The sequence below is a fragment of the Psychrobacter sp. AOP31-B2-9 genome (assembly GCF_052378005.1).
Classification (GTDB): Bacteria; Pseudomonadota; Gammaproteobacteria; order Pseudomonadales; family Moraxellaceae; genus Psychrobacter.
In genome coordinates this window covers 1-2,337 of the sequence record NZ_JBQSXG010000235.1, presented here as the reverse complement: position 1 = coordinate 2,337, position 2,337 = coordinate 1, and the positions used below count along the sequence as shown (strand labels likewise).

Sequence of the window (2,337 nt, the reverse complement as noted above, 5' to 3'; positions counted from 1 at the left end):
ATCTAAATAATCCGCCCACTTTTGCATCATATCACTACGATCGTCAATGTACTCAAATCGACCATAAGCTGTGCCATTAGGATCTTTGGTTGTATGACCCAAAGCCATCTCAACAAGCACGAGAGGATACTTTAATTGCTCTTGTAAGATGGTTTTCGCTGTCGCTCTAAAGCCGTGAGCACAATGAATGTCCTTGTAGCCCAAATCTTTTAAACGCTTATTCGCTGTCGCATCAGAGATGATCTGATGCTTTTTTGCTGTCTCACTGTAGAAGACAAACTTAGTATGACCATTGATTTGCTGCTGCGCGCGTAAGATAGCCACTGCTTGACGGGGTAGGGGCACGACCATGTCCTTAACCATGTTTACCTTGCCTTGTCCTTTGAGCGGCTTTAGAGTCCACCTGCCAACATCCAAGTCCAAATCAGCCCAGCGCATACGCCTTAGGTCGCCATTACGCACGAATAGTAACGCCAATAGCCTAAGAGAATTGATAGTGTTTAAGTCACCTTCTATAGTTTCGATATCACGTAGTAGCTTAGCTAAATCTTTAGGTTTGGTGATCGCAGGACGATGACCATAGCTCGATTTAGCCAATTGGCTTTTGATCAAGGCAGCTGGATTGCTACTACAGAAGCCGCGAGCACCAGCATAGACAAATACGTCGCTAGCAATACCTGCACAGCGTTCAGCCTTATCTGTGGGTTTGCCAGCTTTGTTTAATGACTTAGCTTGGATGTCTAATAGCACCTCAAGCATTCTAGGTGAATCTATTTCACTGATAGGCTGATCACCAATATATGAGCATATAAGTTCTAAGCGACCTTTCTTACGGATTAAGGTATTACCTTTTTGAGTCTGATCTAAGCTATCAAAATATTCCCAAGCAAAATGATTAAATGAGTTTTTAGTTTTACTAACAATACTATTCTTTAATGCTTCACGATAATCTTTGGGATCAATATTACGACTTAGTAGCTCTTCATAGTCACGCCAGATTTCACAGGCACGAGCGAACGAGACGTTTGGATACACGCCAAGCGATATACGTTTATTTTTTGAGTGAGTAGGAGAAAGGTAGCGATAAACCCAAGACTTAGTGCCGTTAGGTCTGACCATGAGATACAGCATGGGATAGTTTTTGACAGAGACTAGATATTCTTTGTCATTAGCTTTATGGCTGCTAATACTGCGATCAGAACTGATAGGTTTGCGTGCTTCCATAACTGACACCCCAATGTACATTTAAAAACCAGTGTACATAGTAGTGTACATCAGATGCATGGATTGGAATAGATATTAAAAGACAGTATAGAACGCCAGATACAGCAAAGCCCCTGATATCAGGGGCTTTAGATGTTCTATAAGATAGTATAGGACTATGTAATGGTACCCGGAGCCGGACTTGAACCGGCACGCTATTGCTAGCGAGGGATTTTAAATCCCTTGTGTCTACCAATTTCACCACCCGGGCAAAACTTGTTTTATCTAATATGTAAACTAGCTGATAGACCATCTAGTTACTAGATAAGTGCTCGCTATTATAGTCAGTTATGATAATAATGCAAGCTTAAATTAACGTAAAGTTAATAAATAATTGGAGGCTGGAGTCGGAATCGAACCGGCGTTAACGGAGTTGCAGTCCGCTGCATGACCACTCTGCCATCCAGCCAATCAAGGTCGCCTATATTAGCAAAAATATAGTAAATTACAAGTCATTTTTTCATTAAAAACAGATTATTTACTAGCTTGTATATTTTTCACCATCATTTATGGTTATTCACGCCAATAAATGCCCTAATTTATCATCACTATGTACCTTCCTAGTGAAGATAAAACAAGATAGCGCTATTAAATTAAGTGCTACTTACTAAACAATATCTTCATTATTAAGTTTGGCTTTTTTGATATCACGATACGTGGCGGTACAAATTAATATCAGTACACCAAGTGTTATGGCGGGCCAGATTAAAATATAAGTGCCGTAGATAAAGACGTTATCCATAATTATATCCTTATAGTATTTTTAGCAGTTTACGCTTAGTCAGTGCTATTAAGTTTTTCAGACTGACTAAGGGTTATTTATATAAGACAGTTTTTAGTTAACACAATTTAAATCTTTGATACTTGTGAAGCCTCAGGTTTTTTATCGTAATCACCCACACGTTGTTTGATTAAGTCAAAGTCAAAATGTTCGTCACCCATCAGGCTGACTATCACACAGACGATAGTACTGGCGCCATAAGCGGTCAGTGAGGCGAGTAAAACCATGTATTGACGCAAGAAGCCAGTGGCAAATATTAACATCAGTACTAGCGTAATCGCAGCGGCACCTGT

General features: G+C 39.9%; 2 protein-coding genes, 2 tRNA genes and 1 pseudogene. All 5 read right to left on the bottom strand.

What is annotated here, in order from left to right; all coding sequences use genetic code 11:
• A partial coding sequence (locus ACT3SX_RS14765) for a tyrosine-type recombinase/integrase (RefSeq protein ID WP_444761816.1) occupies positions 1-1,224 on the bottom strand: 1,224 nt, incomplete at its 3' end.
• 163 nt (positions 1,225-1,387) lie between these two features.
• Positions 1,388-1,474, bottom strand: a tRNA-Leu gene (locus ACT3SX_RS14760).
• Positions 1,475-1,598: 124 nt separating this feature from the next.
• Positions 1,599-1,672, bottom strand: a tRNA-Cys gene (locus tag ACT3SX_RS14755).
• Positions 1,673-1,870: 198 nt separating this feature from the next.
• Positions 1,871-2,005 carry a putative transporter small subunit gene (locus tag ACT3SX_RS14750; RefSeq protein WP_225739189.1) on the bottom strand — a complete coding sequence of 45 codons (135 nt, stop codon included), beginning with the start codon at positions 2,003-2,005 and terminating at the stop codon, positions 1,871-1,873.
• 107 nt (positions 2,006-2,112) lie between these two features.
• Positions 2,113-2,337 (bottom strand): annotated as a pseudogene (locus tag ACT3SX_RS14745) (sodium:proline symporter); the annotation flags it as partial.

What these genes read in the sequence shown, in the direction of transcription:
- ACT3SX_RS14750 (WP_225739189.1), bottom strand. Translation starts at nt 2,005, where the DNA reads ATGGATAACGTCTTTATCTACGGCACTTATATTTTAATCTGGCCCGCC.